The organism is Flavobacterium fontis (genome assembly GCF_900129405.1).
In the GTDB taxonomy this organism is placed as follows: Bacteria; Bacteroidota; Bacteroidia; order Flavobacteriales; family Flavobacteriaceae; genus Flavobacterium; species Flavobacterium fontis.
In genome coordinates this window covers 48,896-75,486 of the sequence record NZ_FQVQ01000001.1, presented here as the reverse complement: position 1 = coordinate 75,486, position 26,591 = coordinate 48,896, and the positions used below count along the sequence as shown (strand labels likewise).

The following is a 26,591-nucleotide window of genomic DNA, read 5'->3' as shown; positions in this document are numbered from 1 at the left end:
GGGTTTAGTGAATATAATTTTTAAAATCTTTATGCTCCTCACGCAACAATTCCTCGGAGGTCAAGGATTTGAAATAGTCATAGGTTAGCTTCATCCCTTCGGAACGACTTACTTTGGGTTCCCAGCCTAAAATTTCCTTTGCTTTGGTGATGTCTGGTTGTCTTTGTAACGGATCATTAACCGGAAGAGGATGGTAAATAATTTTCTGCTCGGTACCTGTAAGTTTAATGATTTCCTCAGCAAAATCGCGAATCGTAATTTCGTCAGGATTACCAATATTTACGGGCATATTGTAATCGGATAATAACAAACGGTAAATACCTTCCACTTGATCGGTCACATAACAAAAGGATCGCGTTTGACTTCCATCTCCAAACACCGTTAAATCTTCACCTCGTAAAGCTTGCCCGATAAAAGCAGGAATTACGCGGCCATCATTCAGTCGCATACGGGGTCCATAAGTGTTAAAAATACGCACAATACGTGTTTCTACTCCATGGAAGGTATGATATGCCATCGTAATCGATTCCTGAAAACGCTTGGCTTCGTCATACACACCACGTGGACCAATGGTATTTACATTGCCATAGTAATCTTCAGTTTGCGGATGCACCAAAGGATCACCATAAACTTCTGAGGTAGAAGCAATAAGAATTCTTGCTTTTTTTACCCGTGCCAAGCCCAATAAGTTGTGCGTTCCCAATGAACCTACTTTTAAGGTTTGAATTGGAATTTTCAAATAATCAATGGGGCTCGCCGGTGAGGCAAAATGTAAAATATAATCCAAATGTCCTGGAACATGAACAAATTTGGTGACATCATGATGATAAAACTCAAAATGTTCTTCTTTGAATAAGTGTTCAATGTTTTTTAAATCGCCAGTGATTAGGTTATCCATTCCAATAACATGGTATCCCTCAGCTAAGAAACGATCGCATAAATGTGAGCCCAAAAATCCTGCTGCACCAGTGATTAAAATTCTTTTCATAGTAACTTCTTAATATTCCCTTTGGGTGAAAAGGACATGAATAAACAATACATGAGGGTAAAATAAATTACTCCACGTTGGCGTGCCAAAAATGACTCTGTCAAAAATAAACTTATAATCAAAATTGCAAAAGAAAAATGAACGAAATCTTTTCGATTTATGGCAATTTTCAAATTTACAAACACCATTATGATGCAAATAATAAAACCAATGATTCCAATTTCTGCAAAAAATTGAATATACTGGTTATGGAAGTTGAATACATCATAACCTTGATAAAGTTGGTGTTCTATACGTTTTTGCCGAATTTTTTCGTCGGTTGCATTCGCTCCATAGCCTGTAAGCCATTGTCCATCTTCGCCCATCATTTCAAGAAATATTCGAATTTGATACACGCGTAAAGCTGTCCCTGGAAAAAAATCATTGGCTTTAAAAGTGGGTTGATTCCACGCTTGGTGCACTGTAACATTATAGACCTTATTTGTTGCATCTCCAATCGTACGATTAACCGTTTCATGACCCGTATTTGAAGCTACCTCTAGTCGAAATCGGTCCATAATTTTACCCGAAAAAAGAAGTAACAAACCGATAGAAATTCCTCCAAGCAACATTTTAACACGAAAGGGTACCCGATGGCGGTACTGCTGTATCCATCGAATAACAAATAATCCTAAAAAGATAATGATGACGTTTTTGGAGGAAAGCAAGACCATAACCAACCCTAAAACGCCCATAAAAATCCATTCCAAAATTGTGCGAACCTGCTTTTCAAGCACTATAAAAAAAGCTACGGCAACGTACAATGAAACATGAATTGCGTTGACATCATGGGTCACTAAATCATGATAAAAAAACACATTTTGATCTCCGGTAAGACAATACCGTATGAGCGCTTTGAGCAACCAAAAAAGAGCGAAAACTGAATACCCGTAGGCTAAACCGTTTTTAATCTTTGTTTCAGCCTCGGGAGACCATTGGCTATGGATAAAAAACACCAAAGGGAACAAAAGCAACGGGATTTGCTTTGTAAGTGCTGAAAGGGTAAGTGACGGGGCTATGGACCAACAATAAGAAAGCGCCAAACCCACATACAATAACAACGGCCATATCAAGGCGGGATTCCATTTTGGTGTTCCTTTTTTGCGTAAAAATAAGGCCAAAACAACCCAAAGAATAGCAGCAATACTACTGAAAATATGGGGTAAAGGAATCGTTAAAACGACAAGTAAAACAAAATACGGTAGTGGATTTTGACGAAAATCATGGCTTTCCTTTTGCCATGCAAGCTTCAAATAATTGTAAATATTCCCCATTAATTTTACTCCAATTGAACTGTGTTACAATGGCCTCGTAATTGTTTTTTATGAAGTGCAAGGTATCACTTTTTTTGGCAGTTTTGAGGATGTGCACGACTTCTTTAGGGGTAGAAAAGAAAAAGGCGTTCTCTTGAAGCACTCCTTTATTGAAATCATTATCATGGGCTGCAATTAAGGCTTGCGATGCCATGGCCTCCAACAAGGAAGGATTGGTCCCTCCCACAGAATGTCCGTGAAAATATAAATTGCAGTGGTACCGCAAATTATTCAAGTGCGAAAGATTGTAAATTCCGCCCATAAATCGGATATATGGATACTGAGCATACCGATTTTTTAAATACGCACCATACTTCGTTTGATGGTTGCCAACCACCAAAATAGGTGTCGTTTCGCCGCTTTCTACCACTCCATCAAGAACCAATTGGAAATTATTTTCGGGTTCGAAACGCGCCATAATCATATTATAGCCCCCTGCTTCTACTCCGTATTCCGTTAAAATGGAAGGATCTGGATTGGAAAAAGGATACGCCCCGTAAGCAATGTAGGTTGATTTTTTTCCATAGCGTCGCTCCAAAAACTTTTGAATCCCTAACGAATCTGAAACCAAATAGTCGCTACTCATCGCTGCCAAACGTTCGGCAAATTTTAAAAACTGCTGTACCGCTTTGTTATACTTTGACCTTTTCCACTCAATACCATCCATATTGGTAATGATGATGGGCTTTTTGGGAAGTAGAAAAAACCAAATAGAATTGCTGGTATACCCTAATTGTAGAATGATGTCAAAATTTCGTTTTCGGGCATCGCGAATACAATTGTAGTCGTAAATAAATTGGCCGAAGGTACCCAACTTATATTCGGGATCGTATTGATGAATAATATGTACGCCGTGAAATGTTTTTTCTTGAAATTTATGATCGTGCGAATTATAGCAGTATACCTCATGCCCTTTTTCGGCCAAATAAACGGCAAAGAATTCGGCAAACTGCTCAAATCCTCCGTAATGGTTTGGAATACCTCGGGTTCCAAGTATAGCTATTTTCATGCAAAAAAAATTACCGAGCAAAAATAGGCGTTTTGTGGAATGAAAAAAATAAAATTATCCCCTTAAAAACGTTCGAAGAGGGTTTCAAAGGCGCGGGTATAACTTTGCACTGAAAAATGGGTACGCGCACGCTCTTTGCCAGTTTCTCCCATACGTGCCGCGGCTTCTTGATGGGTGATAAAAAAGGACATCGCCTCGCGCAAAGTGGTCACATCACCAGGTTTAACCAAGAATCCTGTTGCTTCGTGGTCAACAATTTCGGTCAATCCTCCATGATTGGCTCCAATAACGGGTTTGCCCGCCAGCATAGCTTCAACAGCTACCAAACCAAAAGGCTCGGGTTCGGTAGAAGGTACCAACGCCACATCAATGGAAGCCCAATACGATTGAATATCCTCTTGAAAAGGCAAATGAACAACTTGATGTTGTATCCCGAGACGATTAATTTCAGCGTGTAAATTTTCTTCAAAATGCTCCTGATTTGGGGGAGCCGATCCGATAAACACCAAACGCGTGTGTGGATACTGTTGCGCAATACCCGCAAAAGCTTCAAGGGCAAGTAACTGCCCTTTCCATCGGCTTATTCGACCCACCAATGCAAAAACCAAATCAGTCGCTGTGGCTTTAAATGCAGTTTCTCGCACCCTATCGCGCTGGGATTCAGAAACGGATTTAGGTAAGGGCAATCCATTGGGAATGACTTGACTTTTTGGCCCTACAGGAGCTGTTTTAGTCCAAAAATGACCGGTAGCCTCCGAATTATAGACCACCCATGACGTTGACCGTAAGGCCAGTAATTTCCCGTAGGCTTTTTTAAAAATACCCGGCGACTCAATGATTTCATGGACATGCCAAAGGTGTGGAATACGCAATTTTTGAGCGGCAAAAACACCCAATAAAACGGCTAACGTATTGGAATAAATCAATGAAAAATGATGTTTGCGATGCAATGCTTTGACCGTCTGCAACCCCGATTGGATGTCTTTAAAAAAACGAAAAAGATTGGCAGGCGTAAACATTTTGCGATACACTTTCAACACAGGGGCAATATGTACCTCCGCGTGAGCCATTTCCAAAGCTTCCTGAAGCGGGCCCTCAAACGGAAGTAAAACTACCGCTTTGAAGCGTTTTCGATCCAAGTTTTGAATCAACCAAAGCAAGGTTTTATCAGAACCGTACAACTCCGCCGATTGATGAATAAACAGTAGCGTTTTCATGGTTTGCGTTGTACTAATTGATTTTTATAGGCAAACAAAAAACCGATCAAAAGGGATTTGGAATCCAATAAATTGTAAACCCCCATAAACACCCAATTGGAGAGCACCAAAAAGACGCCCGTACCTATAAACAAAAGTTTGAGGGTCATTAACTCCTGGTTTTGAGGTCGTCCGTTGAAAAAGAAAAATAAAATAGACAACACATAAACACCTAAACCGAGAAGCCCCGTTTTGAGTAAAACCGTCATAAAACCGTTGTGTAGAATCGAAATCAAGCGCAATTCCATATCCCCCAAATACACTTTTTGTTTTAAATCAACTTGTGAGCCGATACCCTCACCAAACCACCAGGTTTCATTATGGTTGAGTTGTTGGATCGTACGGATATTTTCATACGATCGATAGTTGTCGTTAAAATCCTTCCAGTCGTCTCGGTTAATTTTAGTACTAAAGGCTTCCCCAGGCGCCATTTTAATTTTATATAAAAACTCGTCCAACCCCTCTCCGTTGCGAACGGGATTGTAGTAGTAAATAGCGGTGTAGGCTAAAACGATAGCTACTAAAGACGAAAAAATAATTTTTAAGGCGCGCTTGTTCAACAACAAATAGCCTTTCATTCCCATATACAAAATGGCAAACTGCAAGAAGTTGGTGCGTGCTAAATAGAAAAAACTTGAAGCCCCTAAAAGAATTAAAAAATTACGCCGTTGTCGTGCGGTAAGTCCTAAATCAAATTGCTTGTTGAACAGCAAAAACAAAAGCGCATATACTTCATAATCATTGAAATACCCCCCATATTCTCTGATCTCTCGCACATTGGCTGCGCCTTGTAAAAAAATACCATAAGCCACCATAACCAAGTGAATTGCCGCCATCGCCACCCCAGAATACACCAGAAAACGGAACGGTTTTTCGATTCCTTTATGAAAGAGCTGGTAGCCAATCATTAAGCCTAAAACGGGTTTTAACATATAGGTGACATCCCTGACAATAAAGTAAAGGGAATACTCAAAAAAACAGCCTACCAAAAAGGCAAAAAGCAACAGAAAAACAAAAATCGCCCAATAGGTAAGAAAGGTTCGGGAATACTGTTTTCGTAACGAAATAACAGCCACGACCAACCAAATTAAAAAGGACAATTCGTAATTATTGAAATACGGTACAATTACACACAGTGTAAATAAAAACGAATGCAACGAAATGGACTTAAGGGATAGCGTCATGGTTGCAACATTTTAAGCACTTTGGCCGGTACGCCTCCAATAACGCAATGATCGGGGTATTCGCCGTTGACTACCGCTCCTGCAGCTACAACACAATGATTTCCAACACGACAACCGTCTAAAAAAGTAACTTTTGCGCCAACCCAAACATTGTCTCCGATAGTAATTCCTTTAGAAGTAACGCCTTGAAGACGAATTGGAATATCGGGGTCGGCGAAATTATGGTTTTCCGAATGAAAGCTCACGTAGGAACCCATAATTACATTGGAGCCAATGACTATCCCTCCGGCGGCTCCAAATTCGGTAAACATACCCACCGCAGAATGATTTCCCATTTTCAATCCGATGCCTAATTTAGACAGGTGACTGGTCGAACTTACCGTGGAAAAGGCGCCGATTTTTACACAATCGCCCAATTGAATGGGTTCACTCGCATAGCCATCAATCACACAATGACGGTCGATGGTTACGCTTTGTCCAAAATGAATATTTTTAACATGGTGCAAGGAAGTGCCCGCCCCGATAAAAACTTTTCGTCGGGTTTTCCAAAGTCCACGCAGCAACATCACAAAACGTTGGTATAAAGTAAGGTAAAACAACCCCGAAGGGATGCGGGAATCGATTTGATATTCCTTTCCAGATTTGTGGAGTAATTTTTGAAAAATGGATTTAATCATTCGTCGTGTTAACCTTTTTTACAACATTCAAAGGTACACTTTTTAACCATATAGTTTGGACTATATCCTTTTCAGGCGTTCTTTGAGGAAAAGGTAAAACAAAATTGCCGTGAGTAACTCCGCTAGTAAAAGAACATACAACACTCCTTTGACTTGATAAAACGGGATAACAATCGCCAAAATGATCAAGGTTAAGAGCACAACAAACAACGTAATTCGGGTGTACTCGCGTTGACGGCCAAAGCCCAAGACCAATTGTTTTAAGGGCACCGAGACCGCCATCAGTAGTGGGATTCCAATGCCGATTTGCAATAACTCAGCTATGGTATCGCGATGCGTTGGTGTAAAAAAACCGACAACCCATGACGCACAAGTAAACAAGACGACCATGGCCCCAGCGATAAATACAAAATTTAACCCGTTAAAGTTGCGCCAATACCGAAATGCCTCTGGTCGATTGGTTTCTACCAAATAGCAAATGCGCGGGTATACAAAGTTGAAGAAAAGCAAGAGATAGGTTTTAAAAATCACCAAAATCTGCTCCACGATACGGTACTGTCCCGCCCAAAAATTGGAACCGAAATAGCCCAAAAATACGACTGGAGCATACATTTGAAGGGAGACAAAAAGCTGCGAGGAAAAAAGAGAAAAATTAGAATGCAAAAGATGTTTAATTGCACTCATTTGAAAATCGCTGCGCACAATTTGGTGTTTTTTCAAGGAGTATACCAAAAGGATACTGTAGGCAACCGTATTGGCTATTCCCCAAAACAAATTGACATAAATATAGTCGGAAGTAGATTGAATACAGGTAAAAATTAGCAATACGTAAAGCAATTTGGAAACGATTGTCATCACGGTAATTGATGTAAAATGCTCCAAACCCTGCAATATCCCCGTAGGATTGACGAGCTGTCCGAGAAGAATGGGAATTCCTAAATAAAACAGGAGGTACTCTTGATGGAAAAAGGGAACCGCAGCGATAAAGCCTGAAAAAAGAGCGGTGGTCACCAAAAAAAGGATGGCTTTGGCTCCTAGGGTCGTGGCGATAATGGACTTTAATTGGCTTGGATTGTTGCGCTGTACCGAAATATCTTTGACTGCAGAAATATCGGTACCATAGTCGATAAAAACCATCAAGAAAAAGGAAACCGCCATGCCAATGCTGATTTTCCCATAATTTTCAACCCCACAAACAAGAACCAAATAAGGCACAACAATCAGTGGGGTGACCAAATTAAAGACTTGGCCGACTCCGTAGATGGAAAAATTTCGTACCGCTGGACTAAAAATCAATTTACTTATTCGTAACTGCATAAAAAAGAAAAGCTACAAAAGATAATTCATTTGTAGCTTACGTGTATAAAGTTAATAAAATTATTGACGTATTAACTTTTTCAATTCATCTGTCAATGGAGTATGCGGATACAAGCAAGGTGCTGTTTCTTGATCTTGCTTTAATCGCTTTAATGTGGCTGTTTTGTTATCTAAAAGCGTATTATCTTTATTTGGATAAAAATAATTGAAGATTAATGAATCTTTTGCTTCAAAAGTTTTATCGTAATATTTTAAACGAAAACTTTTTAAAACAATATCCGATTGCTCAGGATTTTTACCATGTCCAAAATCAACTCTCAAGTTAGTCGGCGCAGCTTCTTCAGGCAAAACAAAGGTAACTTCTTGAACCGTTTCTTTCCCTTTATAGGGCAACCAAATCGATTTTTCTTCCGTAAAATTTACTGATTCATCTTCAGTATAATACAAATGAAAATTATCATCTTTTTTGGCAACTAAATCAAATGTTACTTGCAACCCTTTTACCTCTTTAGGTTCGTTAGTAGGGGCTACAGTTTCTTTTTTTTCGTCTTTACAAGAAACTAATGATAAAACAATTAATGTCGATGATACAAGTTTTATAATATTCATAATGCAGTATATTTTTTGGCAAAAATATTAATATTTACAATGATTTCTTTTATTGTTTTATAAAGATTTTATCTGTAATTGACATCCCTTTCTTTTTGTTTTTTAAATCTTCAAGGATCAGCGCTAATTTATATTGACCTTGCGGCAATTCATCAAATGAATAACTAACCTCAAAACCTGATTGATCCAAATTAAATCCATTGTTTATATAACTAGTCACATCTTCTCTTTGAATGGCGTTGGTTGGCAAGGCAAAAGCTTTATTTTCATTATTCAATGCAACTACTTGAATTTTAGTATTGGCCATATCTTGATTTTCAAAAACAGCCCATCCTTTTAGCTGAATTTTTAAATTCTCTGATGAAAATGATTCAATATTAAATCGCAAAGCATCACCGCTGAACGGTGAATTAACATTTAAACCCTTTAAATCTACAGTAATTTTAAAGTCTTTTTTAACTGTGAAATGTTTTACATAACAATCGTACAAATCAACTGACTTGTCTACAATAAAGTTTTGCTCAAGAAACTGCTTGGTCTGATCATTGGGCGAATAGGGTCGTATGTGACCGTCAAAATACCAAAATGACTTTATTGAACTCTGATTGTTAATCATAGCTAACACATAATCATCGAGGGGTTTGTTTTCAATTTCTACTTTTTGATTTTGAAAAAAATAAGGTAAATACCATCCTAAACTAGAGACAACTTTTTCGTTTTTGGGATTGTTTTGTTTTACAAATTCCGTTGCTTCTCGAAACTGTGTTTTGTTAGGAACAGAATAATATTGTTTGACAAAAACTAGGTCTGTAATCGATAAAAATAGTATGGCAACAAGTACTATGATTTGAATTGATTTATTTTTTATAAGAGACAGTCCAGTCGCTACCATTAAGATTATTGCAGGTAAAATGATAATAAAATACCTACTAACTATCATGGGTAACTTCACAAATGAAGCAACATAAGGAATCAGTAAAGTAACAAATATCCAAACCATAAGGACAATAAAACTCGAAGTGCCTTTATCATTGAAAACATTTAAAAGAGTACTTTTTTCATTTTTCACGCTATAAACCCTTAAAAAATACAACAGAATTAAAGGGACCACAAAAAACAGTACCATCTCCGATTTTCCGAAAAACTCTTTAATAATTTGTGTATATACATCTTGTTCAGGATATTGAATCCACATCGATGTTTTATTATTTGCAGCATTAAAAAAGGGTAATACCGGTAAATAAAAAATAAATATCATCACGGTTGAAATCAAGCTAAATTTCAGTTTAGATTTCAACTCATTAATTGTTTCATTGCTAATTGTCCAGAGCAAAAGGATTAATAATTGAGCCGCTAAAGCAAATAGTGCAAAAAAGTGAGTGTAGAGCATTAAAGCGGCAAAAACGGCATAGAGTAGCGATGTTCTATAGGTGGGGCCTTTGATAAATCGTAACAAAAAATAAAAAGACATTACCGATGTAAAAAACAACATGGCATACATTCGGGCCTCTTGAGAATAATAAATTTGGAAATGATTTACAGCAATTAATAGAGCCGCGTAATATGCGATTCGTTTGTTGAACATTTCTTTGGCTAAAAGATATGTGCCCGCAATTCCTGCAACCCCAAACAAAACCGATACAAACCGTAATGTCCAAACTGTGTAGCCGAATACTTTGAACAATAGATGAAGTAAAATAAAATAAAGTGGTGGGTGAGGGTCAGAGACGAGTAATGAATCGAAAACTTGTGACCATGTATACTTCGGATTCGACTCATTAAGACTGTGGATCTCATCCAACCAAACGCTTTGAAAATCGAGTTTGTAAATCCGAAGAATAAACCCTAAAAGTAAAATGACAATTATAATCCAATTTTTCTTCAACATATAGGCTATTGTTTTGTTAATTGCACTTCTTCAACAAATTCTTTATAGATCGTTGCGCTTGGGGGAATAACATTTTTACGACTACTCAATTGTAGGAGTAACACAATTAAAGTCATCGAAAATAATTGTAAAATAATGCCTGAGATGATTAATATCAAACTGCTTGCCCAGCCGGGAATAGCGTAGTTGGTAAACAATTTTTCACCCAATACATAGAGTACCGCCAAAGAACACCAACCAATACCTTTTAACGATAAGCGTAAAATTTTAACTGATATTTGATCAAAATAGATGGAAATCGAACTTAATCCGTGAATAACCAAGCTATTAAAATTCATTTTTGATACACCTTTGTAGCGCTTTCCTCGGTTTAAGGCCACGGTTGTCATAGGCAATCGCGACTGGATTATACTTCCTGAATAATGATTCCAAAGCGCCCCTAAATTCACAATACGACCCAACAGACCGGTGGGAATTACACTGAAATTACCAAAGCTGATTTCATTGCCTGTTAGGTATTTAAAGAGTCGCTTGTAAAAGAAATAACCCGTTTTAAACCAAAACGATTCTTGCCTTTTATTGCGTTTGGCAAAAACTATTTTTTGCCCTTGTTGGGCTTGCGCTTGAGCCAAAAGAGGAATAATATCTTCAGGGCGGTCTTCGCCATCGCTGTCCAAAACCACAACAAAATCTTTGGAAGGCACTTCGTTATAAACATATTGAAGTCCGATTGCAATCGCCCGCTGATGACCAACATTAATTTTCAATCGAATACGAGTAATTGGAATCGAAAAGGCAAAGGTGTAATCGGGTGATTCTAGTGAACCATCATCCACGACGACAACATGAAACTGGTACTCTTGATGCAATTGTTGTAACTCTTCAAGATGCGTCACCAATACATGAAAACTCTCCCAATCGTTGTAGACTGGTGTTAAACAATGAATTTGAATTGGATCTTGCATGTTGAAAAAGGGTATATTTTTCTTTCGTGAAAAAACGTGTAATTTACAATGGACTGGATAATAATTGACTTAGCCGTTGCTCCCAATCCAGAATTTCGATACCCAAAAGGCGCTTTATCTTTTCTTTACGTAACACGCTATATGCTGGTCGTTTTGCGGGTGTCGGAAAATCAGTGGTAGGAATAGGAAATACGGGGGTTGTCCGTTGACTGTATTTCAAAATAGCCGTAGCAAAATCATACCAACTACACTGTCCTTCGTTGCTAAAATGATAGATCCCAAAGGCAGGGTGATCATGTTGTGAGGCATAACGAACCATCGCTACCAGTACTTCGGCCAAATCAACGGCATTCGTAGGCGAACCCACTTGATCGCTCACCACACGCAGCGCATCCCGTTCGTCGGCCAAACGCAACATGGTTTTCATAAAATTTGCGCCAAATTGCGAATACACCCAGGCGGTTCTAACAATAAAATAGCGTGAGGTGGCTCGAGCAATCGCCTGCTCTCCCTCCCATTTGGTTTGTCCATATACCCCCGTAGGATTCGGTAAGTCGTCTTCGGTGTAGGGCGTTTTTTGGGTGCCGTCAAAAACAAAATCGGTGGAAACATGAAGTAAAACTGTCCCTTTTTCTTGACAAACTTCGGCTAGATTTTGGGCTCCAACGACGTTTATAGCATGCGCTTTTTCAGGTTCACTTTCTGCTTTATCAACAGCAGTATACGCAGCTGTATTGATGCAAAACTCTGGTTGATATTGGTTAAATACCGATTCGATTTGAGCGCGTTGGGTGATGTTCAATTGCAACGAATCACAAAAAACAAACTCAATATCGGGATAGTGTGGAGCAATATTTCGTAAAGACTGACCCAGTTGACCGTTGGCTCCTGTAACCAAAACTACCATACGTTGCGCGCATTTTTAAAAGTGGGAAGGTTTTTGTCTTTTTCAGAAACCAAAACCGTATCTAATGGAAATTGCCAATCAATTCCTAAATCGGGATCATTAAACAAAATCCCGCCTTCACTTTCTTTATCGTAAAAATTATCACATTTATAAAAAAAGGTGGCTGTTGCACTCAACACCAAAAATCCATGAGCGAACCCTCTTGGAATAAATAATTGCCGCTGATTTTCAGCCGATAAATGCACGGCTACATGTTTGCCGAAGGTAGGCGACTCGGGACGAATATCAACCGCTACATCCAACACCTCCCCGTGAATAACACGTACTAATTTGGCTTGCGCATGTGCACCACATTGGTAATGCAAACCCCGCAACACGCCTTGAGTAGAATGCGATTGATTATCTTGTACAAAATGAACCTCTTGACCCGATACCGCAGCAAAGGTTTTTTCATTAAAACTCTCCATAAAATACCCTCGCTCATCACGAATAATCTTAGGTTCCAGGATAACGCACCCGGAAAGGCCGGTCTCGATACACTGCATATTATTGAGATAAAATAGAAATTAAATGGGTTCCGTAGCCGCTTTTCAAAAGCGGTTGTGCGATTGTTCGTAATTCCTCGGCATTGATAAAGCCCATTTTATAAGCAGCTTCCTCGATGGCGCCTATTTTTAACCCTTGGCGTTCTTCAATCACCTGCACAAATTGTCCCGCTTGCATTAGGGAAGGAAAAGTTCCGGTATCCAACCAAGCGGTGCCACGATCAAGTATGCTTACTTTCAGCTTGCCGCGTTTAAGATATTCTTTATTTACATCGGTAATTTCAAGTTCGCCTCGTGGACTCGGTTGAATGTTGGCCGCAATATCCAATACTGAATTATCGTAAAAATAAATCCCCGGCACAGCATAATTGGATTTCGGGTGTTCAGGCTTCTCTTCTATCGAGAGCACGTTCCCGTTTTTATCAAAATCAACAACACCATATCGCTCAGGATCATGCACGTGATAGGCATAAATAATCCCGCCGTCGGGGTCGTTGTTGGACTGTAATAATTCGGCCAAACCCGTACCATAGAAGATATTGTCTCCCAAAATCAGAGCGACTTTATCATTGCCCACAAACTCTTTTCCAATAATAAAAGCCTCAGCCAACCCGTTGGGGTGTTCTTGAACCGCGTATTCAAAACGACAACCTAAACGTTTTCCATCGCCTAAAAGTTGCTGAAATAAAGGCAAATCATGAGGGGTAGAAATAATTAATATCTCGCGTATTCCCGCCCACATTAAGGTCGACAACGGATAATAAATCATCGGTTTATCGTAAATGGGCATCAATTGTTTTGATACTGCTAAAGTAAGAGGATGTAAACGGGTTCCAGAACCTCCAGCTAAGATGATACCTTTCATGATAATAGGGTTTTACGTTTTTTATAAGAGCGAATGACCAATGCACCAAATCCGAAAAGGAAAAAGAACAACAAGGGTAAAACAAGTTTCATTTTACCGTTGATGCCTTCCTTGTTAAGGATATTTAAAACTACGGAATTATCTTTAACTATCTTGTCTAAAGTAACCAAGTCGATGCGAAGTTTTCCTTGCTCATTAATCAATTCGTCCTTGGTTTTAATCACATCATTCAACTGGGTGTTTTCATTGTAATAAACCAATTTGTCACTTTTTTGTGACCCGTTAATCGACTTTGAAACCCCATTTAAAAACCCATTAATTTGATGAATTAACGAGTCGTTTTCGACCATTTTTACCGTAATATTTTGCAAGTATTCTTTTTGAATCTTTTTAAAATAGTCCGAATCATTAAGGAAAGTTAATATAGGTTCAACCGTTTCTTCACGAGTTGTGGCACCCTTAGTAGTAAGCATGATTTGGTGAAAAGGGTAGTTTTTGCTTGTCATGTTCTCTTGCACAATTTTTTTCAAATCACCATCTTCGGCAAATAAGCGCAACAATTCAAAATTCTGGGTGTTGTTTTCAATAAACTTATAGACATCTGTTATCGGTTGAATTTCAATATTTGTGACCGACTTCGGCTTTTTTATACCGATAATGTTTTTAAGAAAAACCGTGTCGCCCTCCAAAATACGTGAGTTCAATAATTCCACTTTGGCATACAAATAATCGGTGGAAGAATAATTGGGACTCACAATAATGCGGTGGTTGTACAGCTTGATTTTGGTGTCCAAATAATAGCCTAACCCCCCTCCTACTACCGCTAAAACAATAAAAACAAGAATGTTTCGACGGATAAAAAAGAGGATGTTGAACAGTGAAACGGCCAATTGTTCAAAAAAGGAACCGATTTTCTTGGAAATCATTCCTAAGTCGATTTCATTACTCTCTACGGGTTGTGGCGTAGTACTCATGCGGTTATTGGTTAAAAAGTTGTTCTAAAATTTTAATGGTAATCAAATACGTAGGCTTCACTCCTGTGGTTCCTAATCCTCCAGAAGCCAGCGTGCTTCCTGTCTCCAATGGATTATCGGAAGCGTAGTAAGCGTATCGAACTTTGACCTTAGGATTAATGCTTTTGCGTATACGCGATGCCGACTGAATGGCTTTTTGGTAATACGCGCCTTCCATCTCCAAACCGATTGCGCCCCAAGTCGACTCGTGGAAAAATTTCAATAAATCTTTATTCTGTAAGGAAGTTCCCAAAACCGTAATCATCGGTCCCGCATACACAGGTATTCCGTGGCCCTCAAACAGTTCTTTGGTCAACTCATTGTCAAAAGGATAGTTGTCTGCCGTACCCTCGTTGATGTGGGCATTCGGAATCATAATATCGCCTTTGCCGCCTTCCAAGATTCCAGCTTTACCCATAATTGAAACCGATTCTACATTCAAGAAAAGCTTCTCTTTCCCCGATTTATAGGGTTTCAACAATTCGTCAATAGTTTCAAAAGCTTGCTCCCCAAAGGCATAATCCATAACAATAATGACAGGCGCCTCCCCTTTAAATTTTACGTTCGGGAAATTGGATTTTTTCCAATCTATTTTTGCAGTATCAAAGACTTGAACATCAATATTGGTTCCTGAGGTATCGGGTAGCGAAATCATACCATTTTTCAAGGCATATTCTTCCACTTTTTTACGGAGTTCCTTGTTTTCGGAAGCACTCAAATCTTCATAAATCGCATATTCCGATTGCTCTTTGTACTTACTTCCGATAACCGTTTGCGCATAAATCGAATTCATGACACTGTGCATGTTGGCACTGATAATATGGATAGGCCGCTGAATCAAACCGTTGTCATCCAAGGTTTGTTTGATGGTATTGGCCCAAATTTCTCCGTGAATGTGGTGTCCCAATCGTTCCCGCAAAATGGGACTAAACGTAATCGTACGCTTGTTGTTATCTACTGCTTCTTCGATGGCCAATTTTCCCAGCCAATAAATCACATGTAAAAAACGATCGGGTTTTTCAGGAATGGCAAAGGCATCGTAAATGGCCAATACTTCTGAAAAACTTCGTCCTAATATATTCGCCGCATGAGAAATGGCAACTTCTTTTTCAATCTGAGTTAACTTTTTTCCCTGAAGTACCGCTTGTTCCAATTTCTTCCAATCGCGGGTAACCTCAACTTCAAACTCATCCAACAATACCCGATCTTTGATTTTATGCGATTCAATAAAAATAAAAGTCAAATGGGTTAAAATATCATAAATATCGGAACGTCCGCGGGTGATTTCCACATTCATCTGTTCGGCGTCAATGCGGTAACAATTGCGACGACGTTTGGGAGGAATGATCGCTTTGAAATGCGATTTGGAATACCCTTCATCGGAAGTTAAATTGATGTACCGGCACTCTTCAATGCCAATCGGCAAACGCTCAATTACATACAATAATCCGTTTAATTCTACTTTTTCTTCGGCAATACTGCCATAAATCTCGGGGCGAAGTTGAAGCAATGCTTCTCGTAAGGTGTCACCCGATACTCCCATCGGTTTATAAAAACCCCGGTTGAAAAGGTGACGCATGGTAATGTACAGTCGCTCGATAGCTGCCGAGGACTCTTGCGCTCTGGAGCGCGAAATGTTTTTAATTTCTTTCATTCAATAGGTTTTACTAACCCGCAAAGGTAATGATTTTGGATTTAGTTGGACAGAATAAGGGAAATGGAAGGTTCGAGTATCATCAGTGTTGCCGACGGATCGTTCGTATCGCTTGGAACCTTTTTCTGCCACTCGCCCTCTTGGTATGTCCATTGAAATGGGGCTTCAATGTATGCATACAACAAAAAAGGGTAATATTTTCGCTGGATACGGGTTGTTCCTGAATTGGGGTCGACAATGGTTTTTTCCTCTTTATTCCGTTCGATTAACAACTTTTCAAATCCCACAAAGAGTCCGTTTTTGGGCATCACCATATTCCAATCCGACAGATCGACCGTGGTGTACATGACTCCCTTTTTTACCGTAACCAAAAGGTCTTTCTTGAGCAGCTCCGCTCCGGGCGCTCCCTTTTCATCCACGGCAAAAAAATGAAGTTTAACCAACGCATCTTCGATACGGCAATCGGTTTGAAGGCGAACTTTTTTAATGTATTTTGTTTTGGTATAGGCTTGCAAATACGGGAAAAACTTGGTCTCAATTTTGGGACCATTATCAAACGCTTGATAAATCGATTTTTTACGAATGCCTATTTCGAGCAACTTCGTGTTTTTTTGACCCGCAATCACTACTTCCTCCAAAAGGTATTCCTCGGGCGATAAAAGAACCGTTTGGGCGTGTTCGGCGGTCACTCGTTTTTTGGTATAACCCACCGAGGAAAACACAATGGTTTTTCCCAAACTAAGGGAAGGTAATTCGTAGGTGCCGTCAAATTCAGTGGTAGCAGCCATTTGTTCGCCTTCTACCCAAAGGGTTACATACGGAATAGGCTGCCCCGAAAGGCTATCTTTGACCACACCTTTAACTTGGGCCAGGGCAACTACAGGAATTACAAGTAGGAATAGTATTTTTTTCATAACAAGGGCAATTGATCAGCAATCGTGCGATCATTACTTAAGCGCGGAAGTTTGTTTTGGCCTCCCAATTTCCCGATGGACTTCATATAGGCTTGAAAACCGTTGGGCGCTACTGGCGTGATAACCACAGTTCGCAATACATTGCCAGCAATTAAATCGTCATAGTACACATTTTGTTGGCGCATGGCGTGGTCGATTTTTAACGCAAATTCATTCAAATTATCGGGAAGTTGTTCAAATTCTATCAACCACTCGTGATACGGCAATCCTTCCTGAGGCGTAATTTGCGGGGCTACAGTAAATTCATTGATTCGAACCGAAGTTCCCTCCACCGCTTGACGCAAAGCCTCCTCTACTTCTTTCCCAATAACGTGTTCCCCAAAAGCCGAAATGAAATGTTTCAACCTACCCGAGACAATCACACGATAGGGTTGTAAACTGGTAAATTGAACCGTGTCGCCAATATTGTAGGCCCATAACCCTGCATTGGTAGAAAGTAAAAGCACATAATTTACACCCAATTCGACCTCGCCAATGGTGTAGCGAATGGGATTTGGAGTGAAAAATTCATCCGCCTTCACAAACTCATAAAAGATTCCCGAATTCAACAGCAACAACATGCCTTTTTCGGTTTGTGAATCTTGGTAGGCAAAAAACCCTTCAGAAGCGGGAAAAAGTTCAATGGAATCTACTTCTCGTCCCATCAATTGTTCAAATTTCGCACGGTACGGTTCGTAATTGACACCGCCATAAATAAACAGATTAAAATGGGGAAACAGCGTGCCTACAGGTTTTCCTGACACTTGAACGAGTTTTTCAAAATACATTTGAACCCAACTCGGAATCCCAGAAATTACCGTCATGTTTTGGGTCATCGTTTCCTGAACAATCGCATCTACTTTGGTTTCCCAATCGTCAATGCAGTTGGTTTCCCAGCTAGGCAAGCGGTTGCGTTGTAAATACTTAGGTACATAATGCGCTACTATACCCGAAAGTCGGCCCAGTTGAATGCCGTTTTTGGACTCCAACTCCGGACTTCCTTGCAGAAAAATCATTTTTCCATCAACAAAATCGGCTTTACCTGTTTCGTGGATATAACTCAAAATGGCATTTCGGGCCGCTTGGATATGAAACGGCATGGATTCCTTGGTTAGAGGAATGTACTTGGCCCCCGATGTTGTCCCCGACGTTTTAGCAAAATAAAGAGGCTTTCCTTTCCAAAGAACGTGCTCTTCCCCTTGCACCACGCGGTCAACATAGGGTTTTAATTGTTCATAGTCGCGAATGGGAACCTGTTTGACAAAGTCGGCATGGGAATGTATGGTGTCAAAATGGTGGTCTTTTCCAAAAGCGGTCTGTTGCGCTTGAGCAATCAATTGACGGAAAACGTTTTGCTGGGTTGCTACCGGATTTTGCGCCCATTTTTGGGTGTCTCGATGCACTTTGTAGGCCAAAAGTCGGGCGGCAAATGATTTTAACGACATTATTTTTTTCCTTTTTGAGACGGTTTGACAGGTGATTTTTGCTCCTCCTGTTCCACTTCACGGCGCAGTTCCATTTCTTTTTCGGAAGGTGTCAATTCTAAATCAGGGAGGGTATCCACTGCAATGGCTAAAATAGAATCCTTATTGACTTTGGCATATTCTAAATTCCCGTTCAGCACTTTCTGAATTGACTGCAAGTACGCTTCGTTTTTTTTGATAGCAAATTCCAACGAGTCTGATTTTAACGCTAATTCGGTAGCGTTACGTTTTAATTCGGTAGAAGGATACCCAGGAATATATTCGCGAAGCGGCGTAAAGGCAATGATAAACGTAGTCACAAAAATGATCAAAATGGCACCAACACCCGCGACCACAAACACATTCATCAACGTAAGTCGAAGTGAAAAAATCTCCTCAAACGTATCGTCATTTAAGATCACAAGCCTGTTTTTGGTAAACAGGTGCTTTTTGAGCCGTTCTTTTTTTAATTTTTTGGCTGACATACGGAGCGTTTGATGCAACAAATATAACCAAATTCAGCGGTGAAAAGCGGATACTTTAACGTGAAATCTTTGTTAGAAAACCTTCATCGTTTTATTTTTTACGTACCTTTGTAACCTAAACAAATATGAATAACTGCGAAAGCACTAATTAAATACGTTATGGGAAGATTAGGAATGCCCGAAATTATTGTCATCCTTGTGATTGTTTTGTTATTATTCGGAGGTCGAAAAATTCCGGAATTAATGAAAGGATTGGGCGCTGGTGTTAAAGAATTTAAAGACGCTGCCAAAGGAGAAGATAAAACAAAAGCTGAAACCAAGACAGAAGAAAATAAATAGTCTCCTGACGCTACATCACAACGACTTGTTCTTTATAAAAAATCACTGTTTTCATCAGCAGTGATTTTTTTTTCACTTTTTTTATTTTTTCACGCAACCCTTTTCTTTGGTTTGCATCTTATTATTGCTTGCTATGAAGAAGAACATACTATTTTGTTCCCAATTGCAGTTTTAATCCTATAGAACTGCAAAAAAAATAATCCCAAGTTCGGTTTCGAATTTGGGATTATTGCTTTTATAACACCATGGTCAGTTGAATGCGTTTTCGAACCTCATCAACCTCCAAGACTTTTACCTGAACATGTTGGTGCATTTTGACGACTTCATTGACATCGGAGACAAAGCCGTCTTTTAATTGGGAAATATGCACCAAACCACTTTCTTTAATTCCCAGGTCAACAAAGCAACCAAAGGCAGTAATGTTATTTACAATCCCAGGTAAAATCATTCCCGAACGCAAATCGTGCAGCGTTTTTACGTTGGGGTCAAATTCAAATACCTTCGCGGCTTTTCGCGGATCCAATCCGGGTTTTTCCAATTCTTTTAAAATATCTTTTACCCCAAGAATTCCCACCGTGTCGTTGACATATTGCTCGGGCTTAATTTGGGCAATCTTGGCTTTGTTGGCAATCAACTCGCCTACTTGAATTCCTAAGTCGTTGGCCATTTTCTCGACTACTTTATACGACTCGGGATGTACCGCCGAATTATCCAAAGGATTTTTCCCGTCTTTAATGCGAATAAAAGCCGCGGCTTGTTGAAAGGCTTTATCGCCCAAACGAGGGACTTTTTTTAATTGATTACGATCTTGAAAGGGTCCGTTTTCGGAGCGAAATTTCACGATATTCTCGGCCATTTTTTCCCCGATACCGCTCACATAACTCAGCAGCGATTTGCTCGCCGTATTGATATTGATTCCCACGGCATTCACACATCGAATTACGGTATTATCGAGCTCTTCCTTTAACTTCACTTGATCGACATCGTGTTGGTATTGTCCCACGCCAATCGACTTAGGATCGATTTTGACCAATTCGGCCAAGGGATCGCACAACCGGCGTCCGATGGAGACCGAACCCCGCACGGTGACATCGTAATTGGGAAACTCTTCTCGGGCGATTTTACTTGCTGAGTAGACCGATGCCCCAGCTTCGGAGACCACAAAAACCTGAACGGGTTTATCGAAAGCGATTTTTTTGATAAAAAACTCCGTTTCCCGACTCGCTGTTCCGTTGCCAATAGAAATCGCTTCAATGTTGTAAGCATTGACCATGGATTTTATTTTTTTCATCGCCATGGCTGTTTCGTGTTGGGGCGCATGCGGATAAATCGTTTCGTTATACAACAAATCGCCTTTCTCATCCAAACAAACCACTTTACATCCGGTTCGGAAGCCTGGATCGATCGCCAAAACGCGCTTTTCACCCAATGGCGAGGCGAGTAACAACTGCCGTAAATTTTCAGCAAAAACGGCAATCGCTTTGGCATCGGCTTTTTGTTTGGCCTCTTGTAAGGTTTCGTTGGAAATCGCGGGTTCTAACAACCGTTTGTAACTGTCTTTGATGGCTAATTTTAAATGGGGCGTGGTATCGTTGTCGCGTTTGATGATGGCTTCCTCTACCCTTTGGAGGGCTTCGTCTTTGTCGAGGGTGACGGAAAACTTGATATAGCCTTCGGCTTCGGCGCGTAACATGGCCAATAAACGATGGGAAGGTGCTTTGGATAAGGGTTCAGACCAATCAAAATACTGGGTAAATTTTTGGGCGTTTTCATCGGTATCTTTGCCTTTTACCACCTTGGTTGTAATCACCGCTTGCCGTTGAAATTGACGCCGCAGTTGTTTACGAACAAACAGGTTTTCGTTGATCCATTCGGCAATAATGTCGCGCGCACCTTGTAGGGCCTCGTCTTCGTTGACCACATTTTTATTCAAATATTTGGAAGCCAAATACTCAATGTCGTCGGTGTTTTGTGCCATGATAATTTTGGCGAGCGGTTCCAACCCGTTTTCGCGAGCGATATCGGCTTTGGTTTTCTTCTTTTTTTTGTAGGGCAAATACAAATCCTCAAGCTCACTACTGTCAAAACTGTTTTCAATTTTGGCTTTCAGTTCGGGATGTAACTGCCCTTGTTCGGCGATACTAGCCAAAATACTCTCCTTGCGCTTCATAAGTTCGTCGTACTGCTTTTTGAATTTGGCAATTTTTTCGAGCACGACCTCATCCAGGTTGCCGGTTTTGTCTTTTCGATAGCGGGCAATAAACGGAATGGTACAATCTTCGGCGAGCAATTGTAGCGCTGCTTCAATGTTTTTGGCTGCGACTTCAGGAAGCTGTAAATGAGTTTGAATAAAAGAAATATTGTTCATACAAATGCGAACAAACGCCTTTCTACGTTTGAAAAAAAGAATACTAATTTAGGGGCTAAATGTACATAAAAAAGCGGGCGAGAAAAACGAAAATCCAAAGGATAAAATAGGTTTCATTGTAGACAGGCTGCGTTAGGGGGTGAGGGATTGTTGGAGCTCTCCCGAAGATACGCTGCTTTTGAAAAACGAAAAAAATATCGGGAAGCGACTCCCGAACACCCGGCCCCGAAGAAGGGAGCTGGATACGAAAAGCCCACATTCATTGAGGGGAAACGCCTAAAAATTATACAGGAGAAGACCTTTGATAAATCTGTAATCCCAATTGAATGTAAAAATATCCGACGGGAATATTAGTGAGTAGCAGCACTATGGCGCCGGCTACAGACTGACGGTGATCAGGTTCGGTAAACAAAAGTTGCAACAATCGAATGCCGAAGTAACTGTTTAAAAACAGCATGCTGATGATGTAAAACAAACTGAGGTAAATAACCTGTCCACAAGGGTTGTAATAATACCATACCATCAAACCCGTGCCCAACAATAAAGTGAGTAACACCACAAATCGGGTAGCTCGGATGATGTCGGGAGTGGTTTTGAGGGAATTGAACATGGTTTAGGAACAGGCTATTTTTTGTACGCGGTTTTGATGTCGTCCGCCTTCAAAAGGGGTTTCTAGAAAGGTAGCCACCATTTCAACGGCTTGGGGAACAGCGGTGAATCGGGCGGGAATACTGATGATATTGGCATCATTGTGTTGCCGGGCTAAGGCTGCAATTTCTTTGGTCCAACACAAGGCTGAGCGAATGGCTTGGTGCTTATTAACCGTCATGTTGATCCCATTACCCGAACCACAAATAACGATTCCGAAATCGGCGCGGCCTTCAGCAACATCGAGTGCCACGGGATGACCAAAATCGGGATAATCTACACTGGCTTCGGTATCGGTACCGTGATTGATTACTTCATGGCCTTGGTTTTGTAACCAATGAACAATCGCTTTTTTGTAATCGGGTCCGGCGTGGTCGTTTCCTATTGAAATGCGCATGAGGGAATCGTTGTATTTAGGTCTTATAAATCGTTGAACAAAGTTAGGAAATAAATGCGCGCTACGGGTTATATTTGTTAAAAACTTTACGACATGGAATTCGAAACAATTTTGGAAACGTTTAAGGATCACGCCATTGGCTATGGCCCTCACGTTAAAATCCCAGAGGAAGTATATCAAAACATGCTCAACATAAGTAAAGACAAACGAGTGATTTGTACTATAAATCAGACGGTAAGGTTGCATTCGGCCTTGTTACAAAAATCGGGTATGTATTTTATCTTATTCAACCAACCTTTGGTGAAAAAACAAAAGTGGTCTATTGGGGAAGTATTGACTGTCCATTTAGCGCCCGATGATTCGACGTATGGCATGCCGATTTCGGAGGAATTTCAAGAAGTTTTAGCCAGTGATCCGGAGGGAAGTGATTGGTTTCATCAGTTAACGCCTGGGAAACAACGTTCGCTGCTTCATGTAATAAACAAAATAAAAAGTTCGCAGCTAAAAATTGAGCGGAGTTTTGTGATTTTGGAGCATTTAAAAAAGCAACAAGGAAAGTTGGATTATCAAATTCTAAATCAAGACATTAAAGCCTTTCATGAAAAAATGAAATTTTAGTATTTCATTGATTATCAATGTTTTAAAAATTATTTTTTTAACAATGTTGATATCATTTTACAATAGCCTGATTTTCAGTTAACTTTAAATTAACATTTGTTGTTGATAATTTTGAATAGAAAATCAGAAGTTTTTTGAAACGGAAACTTAATTTTTATAAGCAAAAATTTCGAGGAGAAATCCAATGAAAGTTTTGCCTTTTTTTTGGAAAATTATTGACATCAAAAAATAGGTTTTCAACAGTTTTTAGGATAAAAAGTTATGCGAAAAAAAGCTAGGAATTGAATTGTTGACAGCTGTTAATAAAATCTAAAAATTTCATCATTTTGAGCCGATTAGGTTTTTGAAAAGTTGTTCATAAAGCGGTATAATTTTCCATAACTTTTTGAAAAAATAAAAAGGCAAAAAGTTTTACCCCTTATCAACACCCTATAATAACCATCATAAATTTTAAAAAATTTAAAAAATGATTTTTGTTGTTTTTAAAAGGTGTTGAAAACTTGACTGTTTTTAAAAAACGTTAAACGATATGAAGCGGATTGTTTAAATGGTCGATAAGGGCTTGAACGCGTGCAGTATCGTTGGGATGTACTTTGAGTCGAATGCCTCCTAAAGCTATACTGGCAAAGGGATCAACGGAAACAATCGTTTCGTTTTCAAAAAAATGAGGAATGTTTTCTCGGTCCAAGAGGGTTTTTAAAATATAGGTTTCTTGCGGTAAATGAAAGATGGCAACGGTAATAAAATCTTTCATAAGTGACTGATTTTGGGTACTCAAAGGTAGTTGTTTTTCAATCTGAATATGTTATTTTCCTATTAAATGTTGGCTTTTTCCCCAGCAACTGAATTGGATTTCGTAATTTTCAACCGTAAAAGAAAAATGAAGTATGCCAAGAAACCGAAAAAATCTTGGGAAAAAGAATAAAACTTTTTCCGAGAAAATCTTTAAAATCCTGTCGAAAAGTCCGAATAAACCTTTTAACTACAAACAAATTGCCGCTATTTTAGAGCTTGATGACACCAAAAGTCGCAATGAAATTATAAAGGACTTAAAAATTTTAGCTTCGCAAAAGGTAATCACTGAAGTCGAACCTGGAAAATACCTGATTCCCTCCGACCATCAGGAATACTACGAAGGGACTATCGATATGACCACGCGAAAAACAGCGTATTTTATTTGCGATGAATTAGAAGACGATGTATTTATTCCGTTTATCAACTTAAATCACGCATTGCACGGCGATCGGGTAAAAGTGTATGTCTACAACAAACGGGCTTCGCGAAAGCCTGAAGCAGAAGTGGTAGAAATACTCGAACGCGCTAAAATGGAATTTGTGGGCGTAGTTGATGTGCAAAAGAATTTTGGTTTTGTCACCACGGCCAATCCAAAAATGTATACCGATATTTTTATTCCAAAAAATAAATTAAACGAAGCGCAACACGGTGACGTAGTGTTAGTTCGTCTAGAAGATTGGCCCAAAAAAGCCGATTCCCCTTTTGGTTCGGTAATCAAAGTTTTGGGTAAACCTGGGGAACACGATACTGAGATTCATGCTATTTTAGCCGAATACGGGTTACCCTACGATTTTCCCATTGAAGTAGAAGCTTTTGCGAATAAAATTGATACTTCAATCACCGCCGATGAAATTGCAAAACGCCGTGATATGCGCGGTATACTTACCTTTACCATTGACCCGCGCGATGCTAAAGACTTTGATGACGCGTTGTCGTTTCAAGTACTTGACAATGGAAATTATGAAATTGGAATTCATATTGCCGATGTTTCCCATTATGTAAAAGAAGGAACGATTTTGGACGAAGAAGCCTATAAACGAGCTACTTCAGTCTATTTAGTCGATCGTGTGGTTCCGATGTTGCCCGAAGTGTTATCCAATTTTGCTTGTTCGTTGCGTCCCCATGAGGAAAAATATACGTTTTCGGCAGTGTTTGAATTAAATACCAAAGCCGAATTGGTGAATCAATGGTTTGGTCGAACGGTGATTTACTCTGATCAGCGCTTTGCCTACGAAGAAGCCCAACATATTATTGAGACAAAATCGGATATTATTCCCGCGAAAACTTCGTTAACAGGAAAGGATTATCAAGTACCGGCTCCTATAGTTGATGCGGTTTTAACCTTGCATGAGTTGGCAAAAATTTTACGTCAAAAACGCATGGCAGCAGGGGCGATTTCCTTTGATAAAGTAGAAGTTAAGTTTAATTTGGATGAAAATGATGAACCGACAGGGGTGTATTTCAAAGTTTCCAAAGAAGCCAACTTTTTGATTGAAGAGTTCATGTTATTGGCCAATCGAAAAGTCGCTGAATTTATTGGCAAACAAAAGAAAACCTTTATTTACAGGATTCACGACGAACCTAATGAAGATAAATTAATCGGACTTCAATCGGTGATTTCAAAGTTTGGCTATTCGATTAATTTCAAAACCAAGCAAACCATTTCTAAATCGTTGAATGATTTATTGGCCGAAGTCAACGGAAGAAAAGAACAAAATTTAGTCGATACCTTAGCCATTCGAGCGATGAGTAAGGCCCGTTATTCAACCGAAAATATTGGGCATTACGGACTTGCGTTTGATTATTACAGTCATTTTACATCGCCCATTCGGCGTTATCCTGATGTGATGGCGCATCGTTTATTGCAGCATTATTTAGACGGCGGAAAAAGTGCCGATGAAGAAGCTTTCGAAGAAAAATGTGAGCATTCGACCGATATGGAAATTTTAGCGGCCAATGCTGAACGCGATTCGGTGAAATATATGCAGGTCAAATACATGAAAGACCACATGGATCAAGAGTTTTTGGGTGTTATTTCAGGGGTAACCGAATGGGGAATTTACGTTGAAATCATTGAAAACAAATGTGAAGGTATGGTTCGAATTCGCGATATCAAAGAGGATTACTATGTATTTGATGAAAAACAATATGCTTATATCGGCGAGCAATACAAAGGGATGCTGCAATTGGGTGATGAAGTTTTTGTGAAAGTTAAAAACGCTGATTTAGTTAAAAAACAATTAGATTTTACCTATTTACGGAAAAAGGAATAATTCTTGTAAAGCTTCGTTTTATT

General features: G+C 39.5%; 25 protein-coding genes. 3 read left to right on the top strand and 22 right to left on the bottom strand.

The features are described from left to right. Nucleotides 1–4 precede the first annotated feature (4 nt). The 18 genes from BUC17_RS00350 to BUC17_RS00265 form a co-directional block, all read right to left on the bottom strand. Entirely contained in the window at nucleotides 5–988 is a 984-nt protein-coding gene (locus BUC17_RS00350; RefSeq protein WP_073360283.1) for a UDP-glucuronic acid decarboxylase family protein, read from the bottom strand. Next, nucleotides 985–2,301: an O-antigen ligase family protein gene (locus tag BUC17_RS00345; RefSeq protein WP_073360281.1), complete on the bottom strand. Its 1,317-nt coding sequence runs from the start codon at nucleotides 2,299–2,301 to the stop codon at nucleotides 985–987. The genes BUC17_RS00350 and BUC17_RS00345 overlap by 4 nt, the downstream gene beginning before the upstream one ends. After that, nucleotides 2,249–3,349 (bottom strand): DUF1972 domain-containing protein, encoded by a 1,101-nt coding sequence (locus tag BUC17_RS00340; protein ID WP_073360279.1) that lies wholly within the window; start codon nucleotides 3,347–3,349, stop codon nucleotides 2,249–2,251. The genes BUC17_RS00345 and BUC17_RS00340 overlap by 53 nt, the downstream gene beginning before the upstream one ends. Nucleotides 3,350–3,411: 62 nt before the next feature. After that, nucleotides 3,412–4,566, bottom strand: a complete 1,155-nt coding sequence (locus BUC17_RS00335; protein ID WP_073360277.1) for a glycosyltransferase family 4 protein — start codon at nucleotides 4,564–4,566, stop codon at nucleotides 3,412–3,414. After that, the gene (locus tag BUC17_RS00330; protein WP_073360275.1) at nucleotides 4,563–5,789 is read right to left on the bottom strand and encodes an O-antigen ligase family protein; all 1,227 of its coding nucleotides are present in this window, start codon (nucleotides 5,787–5,789) and stop codon (nucleotides 4,563–4,565) included. Before BUC17_RS00330 ends, BUC17_RS00335 begins: the two co-directional genes overlap by 4 nt. Then, nucleotides 5,786–6,466 carry an acyltransferase gene (locus BUC17_RS00325; RefSeq protein ID WP_073360273.1) on the bottom strand — a complete coding sequence of 227 codons (681 nt, stop codon included), beginning with the start codon at nucleotides 6,464–6,466 and terminating at the stop codon, nucleotides 5,786–5,788. The genes BUC17_RS00330 and BUC17_RS00325 overlap by 4 nt, the downstream gene beginning before the upstream one ends. A gap of 60 nt (nucleotides 6,467–6,526) precedes the next feature. Beyond that, nucleotides 6,527–7,783: an oligosaccharide flippase family protein gene (locus tag BUC17_RS00320; protein ID WP_073360271.1), complete on the bottom strand. Its 1,257-nt coding sequence runs from the start codon at nucleotides 7,781–7,783 to the stop codon at nucleotides 6,527–6,529. A 60-nt stretch (nucleotides 7,784–7,843) separates the two neighbouring features. After that, nucleotides 7,844–8,392, bottom strand: a complete 549-nt coding sequence (locus tag BUC17_RS00315; protein ID WP_073360269.1) for a hypothetical protein — start codon at nucleotides 8,390–8,392, stop codon at nucleotides 7,844–7,846. A gap of 49 nt (nucleotides 8,393–8,441) precedes the next feature. Further along, nucleotides 8,442–10,280: a glycosyltransferase family 39 protein gene (locus BUC17_RS00310; RefSeq protein ID WP_073360267.1), complete on the bottom strand. Its 1,839-nt coding sequence runs from the start codon at nucleotides 10,278–10,280 to the stop codon at nucleotides 8,442–8,444. Between the two features lie 5 nt (nucleotides 10,281–10,285). Then, entirely contained in the window at nucleotides 10,286–11,245 is a 960-nt protein-coding gene (locus tag BUC17_RS00305; protein WP_073360265.1) for a glycosyltransferase, read from the bottom strand. Nucleotides 11,246–11,288: 43 nt separating this feature from the next. After that, nucleotides 11,289–12,152 (bottom strand): dTDP-4-dehydrorhamnose reductase, encoded by an 864-nt coding sequence (gene rfbD / locus BUC17_RS00300; RefSeq protein ID WP_073360263.1) that lies wholly within the window; start codon nucleotides 12,150–12,152, stop codon nucleotides 11,289–11,291. Then, a complete protein-coding gene (rfbC, locus tag BUC17_RS00295; protein ID WP_073360261.1) occupies nucleotides 12,146–12,697 on the bottom strand; it encodes a dTDP-4-dehydrorhamnose 3,5-epimerase in 552 nt (183 codons plus the stop codon). The genes rfbD and rfbC overlap by 7 nt, the downstream gene beginning before the upstream one ends. 1 nt (nucleotide 12,698) lies before the next feature. Continuing rightward, nucleotides 12,699–13,562, bottom strand: a complete 864-nt coding sequence (rfbA, locus tag BUC17_RS00290) for a glucose-1-phosphate thymidylyltransferase RfbA (RefSeq protein ID WP_073360259.1) — start codon at nucleotides 13,560–13,562, stop codon at nucleotides 12,699–12,701. Next, complete coding sequence (locus tag BUC17_RS00285; RefSeq protein ID WP_073360257.1) at nucleotides 13,559–14,536, bottom strand: hypothetical protein; 978 nt, start codon at nucleotides 14,534–14,536, stop codon at nucleotides 13,559–13,561. The genes rfbA and BUC17_RS00285 overlap by 4 nt, the downstream gene beginning before the upstream one ends. Before the next feature lie 4 nt (nucleotides 14,537–14,540). Beyond that, complete coding sequence (locus BUC17_RS00280) at nucleotides 14,541–16,229, bottom strand: DUF6909 family protein (RefSeq protein ID WP_073360255.1); 1,689 nt, start codon at nucleotides 16,227–16,229, stop codon at nucleotides 14,541–14,543. Between the two features lie 41 nt (nucleotides 16,230–16,270). Next, a complete protein-coding gene (locus BUC17_RS00275) occupies nucleotides 16,271–17,143 on the bottom strand; it encodes a carboxypeptidase-like regulatory domain-containing protein (protein ID WP_073360253.1) in 873 nt (290 codons plus the stop codon). Next, nucleotides 17,140–18,627, bottom strand: a complete 1,488-nt coding sequence (locus tag BUC17_RS00270) for a GH3 auxin-responsive promoter family protein (RefSeq protein ID WP_073360251.1) — start codon at nucleotides 18,625–18,627, stop codon at nucleotides 17,140–17,142. Before BUC17_RS00270 ends, BUC17_RS00275 begins: the two co-directional genes overlap by 4 nt. Continuing rightward, nucleotides 18,627–19,130: a peptidase gene (locus BUC17_RS00265; protein WP_073360249.1), complete on the bottom strand. Its 504-nt coding sequence runs from the start codon at nucleotides 19,128–19,130 to the stop codon at nucleotides 18,627–18,629. Before BUC17_RS00265 ends, BUC17_RS00270 begins: the two co-directional genes overlap by 1 nt. 159 nt (nucleotides 19,131–19,289) lie before the next feature. Between BUC17_RS00265 and tatA the strand changes: the two genes are divergently transcribed. Beyond that, on the top strand, nucleotides 19,290–19,469 hold the full coding sequence (tatA, locus tag BUC17_RS00260) for a twin-arginine translocase TatA/TatE family subunit (RefSeq protein WP_073360247.1): 180 nt from the start codon (nucleotides 19,290–19,292) through the stop codon (nucleotides 19,467–19,469). 235 nt (nucleotides 19,470–19,704) lie between these two features. Here tatA and BUC17_RS00255 read toward each other — a convergent pair whose 3' ends face one another. From BUC17_RS00255 to rpiB, 3 genes are all read right to left on the bottom strand, one after another. Further along, on the bottom strand, nucleotides 19,705–21,837 hold the full coding sequence (locus BUC17_RS00255; protein WP_073360245.1) for a Tex family protein: 2,133 nt from the start codon (nucleotides 21,835–21,837) through the stop codon (nucleotides 19,705–19,707). Between the two features lie 283 nt (nucleotides 21,838–22,120). Continuing rightward, entirely contained in the window at nucleotides 22,121–22,447 is a 327-nt protein-coding gene (locus BUC17_RS00245) for a hypothetical protein (RefSeq protein WP_073360241.1), read from the bottom strand. A 3-nt stretch (nucleotides 22,448–22,450) separates the two neighbouring features. Further along, the gene (rpiB, locus tag BUC17_RS00240) at nucleotides 22,451–22,882 is read right to left on the bottom strand and encodes a ribose 5-phosphate isomerase B (protein ID WP_073360239.1); all 432 of its coding nucleotides are present in this window, start codon (nucleotides 22,880–22,882) and stop codon (nucleotides 22,451–22,453) included. A gap of 93 nt (nucleotides 22,883–22,975) precedes the next feature. On the opposite strand from rpiB, the gene BUC17_RS00235 reads away from it, so the two are divergent. Then, nucleotides 22,976–23,500 carry a YdeI/OmpD-associated family protein gene (locus tag BUC17_RS00235; RefSeq protein ID WP_073360237.1) on the top strand — a complete coding sequence of 175 codons (525 nt, stop codon included), beginning with the start codon at nucleotides 22,976–22,978 and terminating at the stop codon, nucleotides 23,498–23,500. Between the two features lie 520 nt (nucleotides 23,501–24,020). On the opposite strand, the gene BUC17_RS00230 is transcribed toward BUC17_RS00235, so the two are convergent. Continuing rightward, a complete protein-coding gene (locus tag BUC17_RS00230; RefSeq protein WP_073360235.1) occupies nucleotides 24,021–24,254 on the bottom strand; it encodes a hypothetical protein in 234 nt (77 codons plus the stop codon). A gap of 133 nt (nucleotides 24,255–24,387) precedes the next feature. Between BUC17_RS00230 and rnr the strand changes: the two genes are divergently transcribed. Then, complete coding sequence (gene rnr, locus BUC17_RS00225) at nucleotides 24,388–26,568, top strand: ribonuclease R (RefSeq protein ID WP_073360233.1); 2,181 nt, start codon at nucleotides 24,388–24,390, stop codon at nucleotides 26,566–26,568. Nucleotides 26,569–26,591: the final 23 nt, after the last annotated feature.

Bases quoted from the DNA above. Each gene is read 5' to 3' on its own strand.
- BUC17_RS00280 (WP_073360255.1), bottom strand. From the start codon at position 16,229: ATGAAAGAAATTAAAAACATTTCGCGCTCCAGAGCGCAAGAGTCCTCG.
- BUC17_RS00335 (WP_073360277.1), bottom strand. From the start codon at position 4,566: ATGAAAACGCTACTGTTTATTCATCAATCGGCGGAGTTGTACGGTTCT.
- tatA (WP_073360247.1), top strand. From the start codon at position 19,290: ATGGGAAGATTAGGAATGCCCGAAATTATTGTCATCCTTGTGATTGTT.
- BUC17_RS00350 (WP_073360283.1), bottom strand. From the start codon at position 988: ATGAAAAGAATTTTAATCACTGGTGCAGCAGGATTTTTGGGCTCACAT.
- BUC17_RS00320 (WP_073360271.1), bottom strand. From the start codon at position 7,783: ATGCAGTTACGAATAAGTAAATTGATTTTTAGTCCAGCGGTACGAAAT.
- rpiB (WP_073360239.1), bottom strand. From the start codon at position 22,882: ATGCGCATTTCAATAGGAAACGACCACGCCGGACCCGATTACAAAAAA.
- rnr (WP_073360233.1), top strand. From the start codon at position 24,388: ATGCCAAGAAACCGAAAAAATCTTGGGAAAAAGAATAAAACTTTTTCC.
- BUC17_RS00285 (WP_073360257.1), bottom strand. From the start codon at position 14,536: ATGAGTACTACGCCACAACCCGTAGAGAGTAATGAAATCGACTTAGGA.
- rfbA (WP_073360259.1), bottom strand. From the start codon at position 13,562: ATGAAAGGTATCATCTTAGCTGGAGGTTCTGGAACCCGTTTACATCCT.
- rfbC (WP_073360261.1), bottom strand. From the start codon at position 12,697: ATGCAGTGTATCGAGACCGGCCTTTCCGGGTGCGTTATCCTGGAACCT.
- BUC17_RS00345 (WP_073360281.1), bottom strand. From the start codon at position 2,301: ATGGGGAATATTTACAATTATTTGAAGCTTGCATGGCAAAAGGAAAGC.
- BUC17_RS00340 (WP_073360279.1), bottom strand. From the start codon at position 3,349: ATGAAAATAGCTATACTTGGAACCCGAGGTATTCCAAACCATTACGGA.
- BUC17_RS00255 (WP_073360245.1), bottom strand. From the start codon at position 21,837: ATGAACAATATTTCTTTTATTCAAACTCATTTACAGCTTCCTGAAGTC.
- BUC17_RS00305 (WP_073360265.1), bottom strand. From the start codon at position 11,245: ATGCAAGATCCAATTCAAATTCATTGTTTAACACCAGTCTACAACGAT.
- BUC17_RS00275 (WP_073360253.1), bottom strand. From the start codon at position 17,143: ATGAAAAAAATACTATTCCTACTTGTAATTCCTGTAGTTGCCCTGGCC.
- BUC17_RS00315 (WP_073360269.1), bottom strand. From the start codon at position 8,392: ATGAATATTATAAAACTTGTATCATCGACATTAATTGTTTTATCATTA.
- rfbD (WP_073360263.1), bottom strand. From the start codon at position 12,152: ATGGTAGTTTTGGTTACAGGAGCCAACGGTCAACTGGGTCAGTCTTTA.
- BUC17_RS00235 (WP_073360237.1), top strand. From the start codon at position 22,976: ATGGAATTCGAAACAATTTTGGAAACGTTTAAGGATCACGCCATTGGC.
- BUC17_RS00325 (WP_073360273.1), bottom strand. From the start codon at position 6,466: ATGATTAAATCCATTTTTCAAAAATTACTCCACAAATCTGGAAAGGAA.
- BUC17_RS00330 (WP_073360275.1), bottom strand. From the start codon at position 5,789: ATGACGCTATCCCTTAAGTCCATTTCGTTGCATTCGTTTTTATTTACA.
- BUC17_RS00310 (WP_073360267.1), bottom strand. From the start codon at position 10,280: ATGTTGAAGAAAAATTGGATTATAATTGTCATTTTACTTTTAGGGTTT.
- BUC17_RS00230 (WP_073360235.1), bottom strand. From the start codon at position 24,254: ATGAAAGATTTTATTACCGTTGCCATCTTTCATTTACCGCAAGAAACC.
- BUC17_RS00270 (WP_073360251.1), bottom strand. From the start codon at position 18,627: ATGTCGTTAAAATCATTTGCCGCCCGACTTTTGGCCTACAAAGTGCAT.
- BUC17_RS00265 (WP_073360249.1), bottom strand. From the start codon at position 19,130: ATGTCAGCCAAAAAATTAAAAAAAGAACGGCTCAAAAAGCACCTGTTT.
- BUC17_RS00245 (WP_073360241.1), bottom strand. From the start codon at position 22,447: ATGTTCAATTCCCTCAAAACCACTCCCGACATCATCCGAGCTACCCGA.